This window comes from Levilactobacillus enshiensis (assembly GCF_007115095.1).
Taxonomy (GTDB): Bacteria; Bacillota; Bacilli; order Lactobacillales; family Lactobacillaceae; genus Levilactobacillus; species Levilactobacillus enshiensis.
In genome coordinates, this window is sequence record NZ_SULH01000002.1 from 191,498 (window position 1) to 197,497 (window position 6,000).

The following is a 6,000-nucleotide window of genomic DNA, read 5'->3' on the forward strand; positions in this document are numbered from 1 at the left end:
ATGTTATCTAAAGGGGTTCAAAATAAAAATGAAAATCTCCAAAAGAGTTTCGGTTACCGCGGCTTTGGCGGCACTGGCACTAGTTCTAAGTGGCTGTGTGCAGACCAAAAACGGTAAACCCTACGGCTTTGTCTATGACTACTTGGCCATTCCTGGGCAACACGTGATGGACTGGTTGGCCAACATCTTTGGTGGTAGCTATGGCTGGGCCATTATCATTCTAACCGTGATCGTCCGGATGGTCTTATTACCAATCATGGTCAAGCAAATGCGTGATGCTACGGTTCAACAAGAAAAAGTTTCCATGATCCGGCCACAAATGACGGCCTTACAAAAACAACAGAAAGCCGCCAAAACACAAGAGGAACAACAGGCCGCTAGTCAGGCCATGATGGCACTTTACCGGAACAACGGAATCAGTATGACTGGTGGGATCGGTTGTCTGCCCCTGTTGATTCAAATGCCAATTTTCGCTGCTCTGTACGCCGCTATTCGGTACTCACCAGAACTATCCAAGGCGGTCTTCTTCACCATCCCACTGGGACACTCTAGTTGGATCTTAGCTGTCCTATCCTTCCTATCCTATTTGTTACAAGGCTACCTGTCCTTATTGGGCATGCCAGAAGAACAGAAGAAGCAGATGCGCTTTACCCTCTTCCTTTCTCCAGTTATGATTTTGTTCTTCACAATCAGTTCACCAGCTGGATTAGGGCTGTACTTCTTCGTCGGTGGGTTATTCGCCTGCCTACAAACGTTGATCATCAACTTCTACCGGCCACGGATTCGTAAAGACATCGCCGAGAAGATGAAGAACCAACCTGCTCCCGTTCAACCCGTTGTTCCTAAGCCTATTACCCCGGCTGCTAAGCAAGCCAGTGTTCAAAAGACGAGCCAAAAGAATCGCAACCGTAACGCGGGTAAACAGCAACATCGCAAATAATTGATGAAGATTTAGGGCCTGAGACGAAAATCTCAGGCTTTTTTTATGCACCCGAACGTCCCTAACCCAAACGCGGCCGCAGATAAATTGACTCAGTTTAAAGCTAATCACCCTCTCTTTGACTCGCAGAACTAAAAAAGGCATCGCCACATCACGATTGCTAAGGGTACCAATGGTGACAGTCATTCCTAATTGGCACATTTTTTCATCATTTGTAGATAGCATTTTAATCGTCCTCGGTGAAATTGCATGATACAATATCCCTTCAAATAAGCAACAACGGTCCTGAGATGTTTATCTCAGGACCGTTTTGTGTGTGGCATATATTATATATTGCTGAAGCGTATAGCGAAAAGTGCTTGGCTGGTGACCCTGAAGTCTGACAACCAAGTCATCTGCCGTTCGTTGCCCCCTTTTCACTATTTTAACTGATATCATTACACCATCATCAAATTCTGCCGAACGCCACTCGGAACAGATTCCCTGGCAATTGCGCCCCAGGACTCAACATTCTGGCCCTTGGTCGAAATCTTCAAATATTTCTGGGGTTTCAAGCGCCATTGCGAATCAAACGTCAATGTTCGCGCTTTACCCGCTGAATTGTACGTCAGCAATTGATACGTGTACTCATCTTCGCCACCACCGCCAATAAAATGCCGGACTGGTTTGGCATTCGTTGATGCATAGACCGTCTCGGTTTTGACCATTGGATTCACGTTATCTAGTGCCATCGCTAGCTCAGAATGCTTATTTTTCGTCATATTGGGTAATACAATTGCTCCCACCCCTGCTAATGCTACTAAAACGCCGACAACTGCTAAAAACTTTCCTAAAATTTTCATGATAAGCTCCCCTGTATTGGTCAATTACTCAAGTAACTAAGTAGTTACCATAGAATAACTAATTTTATATCCAGTGTCAACCCAAAAAAGACGCCACCGAATTTTCTCGTAAGTGAGAAAATTCGGTGGCGCCATATTGTGTGTCCTTTAATCAGTGCGTTTCTGAGAATCATCGCTTGGTTTTTCTTGCGAGTCATCAACCAACAATTCGGACTGAATGCCCGGAATTTCATTTGCTGCTTGTGCCTGTTCTTTTTTCTTGTTAAGGATTTTTGCATCCGCATCCGCCAAGATCGGCAATGAGATCCGAAAGACTGACCCGTGACCTAAGGCACTCTCAATCGTAATGTGTCCATGGTAGGCCTCAATCAAGCGTTTGGCAATTGCTAAACCCAGTCCATTGCCGCCTTTCGTCCGTGAGCGGGCCTTATCCACGCGATAGAAACGATTAAAGACCCGATCGCGGTTCTCCTGCGAGATTCCCTCACCGAAGTCCTGAACAGCAATCTCGATATTGCGGGAGTCGCTCTCATACGACAAGTGGACCTCTTTGCGTTTCTGCGAATATTTCACCGCGTTGTCCAACAGGATGATCAAGATCTGCTCCAAATGGTTCCGGTAAATTTGCGCCTGAACCGGCTGATGCACATCATCGTCCAAGATAAACAGATAGTCCGGATGAATCATCTTAAAGTTATCGTAGACCTGCGTAACGACTTCCGTTACGTCGGAAACCTCGTTGGTGTAGTTCACTTCGATCTGTTCCGCTCGTTGTAGATCCAGCATCTCTTGAACCAAACTCTGCATCCGCTTAGTTTCCTGTAGGGAAGCCTTGATGGACTCATTCAACACCTCGGGGTCATCCTTGCCCCACCGATCCAGCATTTCCATATGGCCTTGGATAATGGCCACTGGCGTCCGCAACTCATGTGAGACATCCTCCACAAATTGCTGTTGCTGATCCATGTACCGCTGGGTGGTATCTAGCATGCTGTTGAACAGCAAACCAAGGTCACTCAACTCATCTTGGTGATGCATTTCCGGTACTCGCATGTCCGTTTGGGGATCTTCACGAACGGCATGAATCGTTTCTCGAATCGCTTCCACTGGCCGCAAGAGAAAGGTCGCCAAAATGTAACTTAACACGGCAGCTGCTAAAGCCGCCATAAGCCCCAAGACCACCTCAATCTGAAGTAGCTTGACCTGAGTTGCTCGGTAGTCGCGCAAGTTATCCGTAACCTGGACGTAGCCAATAATGACATTTCCCTGTTTAGAACGAATTGGTGTCCGACCGACCAAGCTCTTTTGATGCGCAATCGTTTGCGTCTGAATCCGTTGTTGCTTAGTCCGTTTGAACTGAACGGTTCCCTGCCGAGTGGTAAATAACGGGTTGCCATTCTGATCATACACGGTCACCGTTTGACTATCGCGAGCCAGACTGGTGATCACCGCATTGGTATAGGGAGCTGCTGGTTTCTTGCCCTCATTCAAGACCGCTTTAGGCCGCAATAAGTTATTCACCGCTGCGCCCGTTAGTGGTTCTCGTTGCGTGTTCAACTTCTCAACGACGACATTTAAGGTATCCCCAACGTGCGTCTTTTCCTGCCGCATGAGGACCGTCATAAAACTATTAAAAATCAGTAAGACAATGACCGCGAAGATGACGAGAACACCAAAAGCGGTGGACAGAGCCCACTCCCACTTAACGGAAAAGCGGAACCCTTTAGATTCTTTTGGTGTCCCCTCATCTGCCGCTAAATCAGCTGCGGACGATTTCACGAACGCATCACGTACCCTGTGCCCCGAACCGTCTGGATGTAACTCTTTTGGCCCGGCACGTCAATTTTGTTTCGTAAGTAACGCACATAAACGTCCACCACGTTTGTTTCAACTTCGGATTCGTAACCCCAAACCTTGGTCAAAAGCACGTCACGCGCCAAAACCACGTTAATGTTTTCCATTAAGGCCAAGAGCAGTTCGTATTCCCGTTTCGTCAGGTTGATGACTTCATCACCACGCCGCACGATTCGGTTTTCCTTTTCAATCGTTAAATCTTTAAACTTTACGGTTGTCTGCTTCGTGTTCTTCTGTTCGCCTTCCAAATGAATCCGTCGTAACAGTGCCCGAACACGTGCGAGTAATTCCTCGATGGCAAATGGCTTAACGATGTAGTCATCGGCACCGTGGTCTAAACCGGAGACCCGGTCAATCACGGAGTCTCTGGCCGTCATCATAATAATTGGTGTGCTCTTAACTTCGCGAACCCGCCGAGCAACTTCGATTCCATTGAGCTCCGGCAGCATCAAGTCTAACAAAATGACATCGAAATCTTGCGATAACGCTGCCTCCAAACCGGTCCGTCCATTAAACTGCACATCGGTTTCGTATCCTTCATGCTTCAATTCAAGCTCGACAAAACGAGCAAGGTTTTTTTCGTCTTCAATAATTAAAATTCGACTCATTGCGCTTTAACTCCTCTGGCTAATTAGCTGCAGCCACCTTCGGCTAAACCTCACCGACCGTGACCGTCCGATATTCATTTCAACATTTAATTTTATCATATTTTCTCATAATTGTATGCGAAAACCGTCAGCTCTCTCATATTTATCGTTTCTGTAAGAAATCAAATCATAGAATAAAGCATTTTTTGAAATTGCAACCGGTTGTATTCTACCGATAGTGTTGCTTTTGAAAGGGCTTCTATATACTTACTTCACATTAGTAAGAAAACTCAATTGGCATTCTAAACCCGTAAAAATAAGAGACATTATTGTACTGCAAATCAATTAATTGGCAAATTGTTCAAATTTTCACTTGAATTTGTGTGGGGATTAAGTATACTAGGTCTTGTAGACAATATAGAAAAGGGGAATTTTTCATGAAAGCAGCAGTTATTCGCGATTCAGTTGATGGTTACGTAGACATTAAGGACGTTACGCTCCGCCCCATTACCCACGGTGAAGCTTTAGTTAAGATGGAATATTGTGGCCTTTGTCACACCGACTTACACGTTGCCGCTGGTGACTTTGGCAAACAACCCGGCCGGATCATTGGCCATGAAGGTGTTGGTAAAGTTATCCAAGTTGCTGACGACGTTGACAACTTAAAGATTGGTGACCGTGTTTCTATCGCTTGGTTCTTCAAGGGCTGTGGCCACTGTGAATACTGCCTGTCCGGTCGTGAAACGCTTTGCCGTAACGTTAAGAACTCTGGCTTCACTGTTGATGGTGCTATGGCTGAAGAATGTATCGTTGATGCCAACTACGCCGTTAAGGTGCCAGAAGGCTTGGACCCAATCGAAGCAACTTCTCTGACCTGTGCCGGTGTTACCATGTACAAGGCCTTGAAGGTCGGCGAAACGAAGCCAGGCCAATGGGTTGAAGTTGTCGGTGCCGGTGGTTTAGGTAACTTGGCTATCCAATACGCACACAACGTCTTCGGCGCTCACGTTATCGCCGTTGATGGTAACCCTGACAAATTAGCTGCTGCTAAGAAGGACGGGGCTGAAATCTTAATCAACCGTCATGATGGTGACGTTGCTGAACAGATTCAAGAAAAAGTTGGCGGTGTTGATAACGCCCAAGTTACTGCCGTTACCAAGGACGCCTTCACCCAATCCGTTAACGCCTTGAAGCCAGATGGTAAGTTAGTTGCCGTTGCCCTTCCTCAAGGGGACATGGAATTGAACATTGCTAAGACGGTTCTGGACGGTATCTCCGTTCGTGGTTCCTTAGTTGGGACTCGTCAAGACTTAGCTGAAACCTTCCAATTCGGTGCTGAAGGCAAGGTTCACCCTATCGTTCAAACTCGTCGTCTCGACGAAGTTAACGACATCATCGATGAAATGAAGAACAACTCGATCGTTGGTCGGATGGTTGTTGATTTCACGAAGTAATTCCCAATTAAATTGATTTAAGAAGGCACGTGATGGTCCCCTTGAGGGAAGCCATCACGTGCCTTTTAGTTTACAGCTAAGGGTTGAAAGTTCCAAAGTACGGCTCATGCCTGTTCTACCAACAACAGTAGCCCTAAAAGTAGGCAACTTGGTGGCCTGGTCGCCTTACCGGTCGGCAGATATGGGCTGGATCGGTGCGAACACAACTTGAAGCCTCGAAAGTTCCGAGTCTACAAGCTTGGTTTTCTACTAAGCCAGTAAGAAGTTCGCTTACTGACTAAGTAGAACGACGCGCCTGAGCCCATATCTGCCGACCTCTCGGC

At 46.6% G+C, this 6,000-nt stretch carries 5 protein-coding genes; 2 read left to right on the forward strand and 3 right to left on the reverse strand.

Annotated elements, in window-relative coordinates:
- The first annotated feature begins 28 nt into the window (after nt 1–28).
- Complete coding sequence (gene yidC / locus FAY32_RS03500) at nt 29–940, forward strand: membrane protein insertase YidC (protein WP_143462074.1); 912 nt, start codon at nt 29–31, stop codon at nt 938–940.
- A gap of 437 nt (nt 941–1,377) precedes the next feature.
- On the opposite strand, the gene FAY32_RS03505 is transcribed toward yidC, so the two are convergent.
- The 3 genes from FAY32_RS03505 to FAY32_RS03515 form a co-directional block, all read right to left on the reverse strand.
- A complete protein-coding gene (locus FAY32_RS03505) occupies nt 1,378–1,782 on the reverse strand; it encodes a YxeA family protein (RefSeq protein ID WP_143462075.1) in 405 nt (134 codons plus the stop codon).
- Between the two features lie 147 nt (nt 1,783–1,929).
- On the reverse strand, nt 1,930–3,561 hold the full coding sequence (locus FAY32_RS03510) for a HAMP domain-containing sensor histidine kinase (protein ID WP_143462076.1): 1,632 nt from the start codon (nt 3,559–3,561) through the stop codon (nt 1,930–1,932).
- A complete protein-coding gene (locus tag FAY32_RS03515; protein WP_048736232.1) occupies nt 3,558–4,244 on the reverse strand; it encodes a response regulator transcription factor in 687 nt (228 codons plus the stop codon). Before FAY32_RS03515 ends, FAY32_RS03510 begins: the two co-directional genes overlap by 4 nt.
- 416 nt (nt 4,245–4,660) lie before the next feature.
- Between FAY32_RS03515 and adhP the strand changes: the two genes are divergently transcribed.
- The gene (adhP, locus tag FAY32_RS03520; protein ID WP_143462077.1) at nt 4,661–5,677 is read left to right on the forward strand and encodes an alcohol dehydrogenase AdhP; all 1,017 of its coding nucleotides are present in this window, start codon (nt 4,661–4,663) and stop codon (nt 5,675–5,677) included.
- Nucleotides 5,678–6,000: the final 323 nt, after the last annotated feature.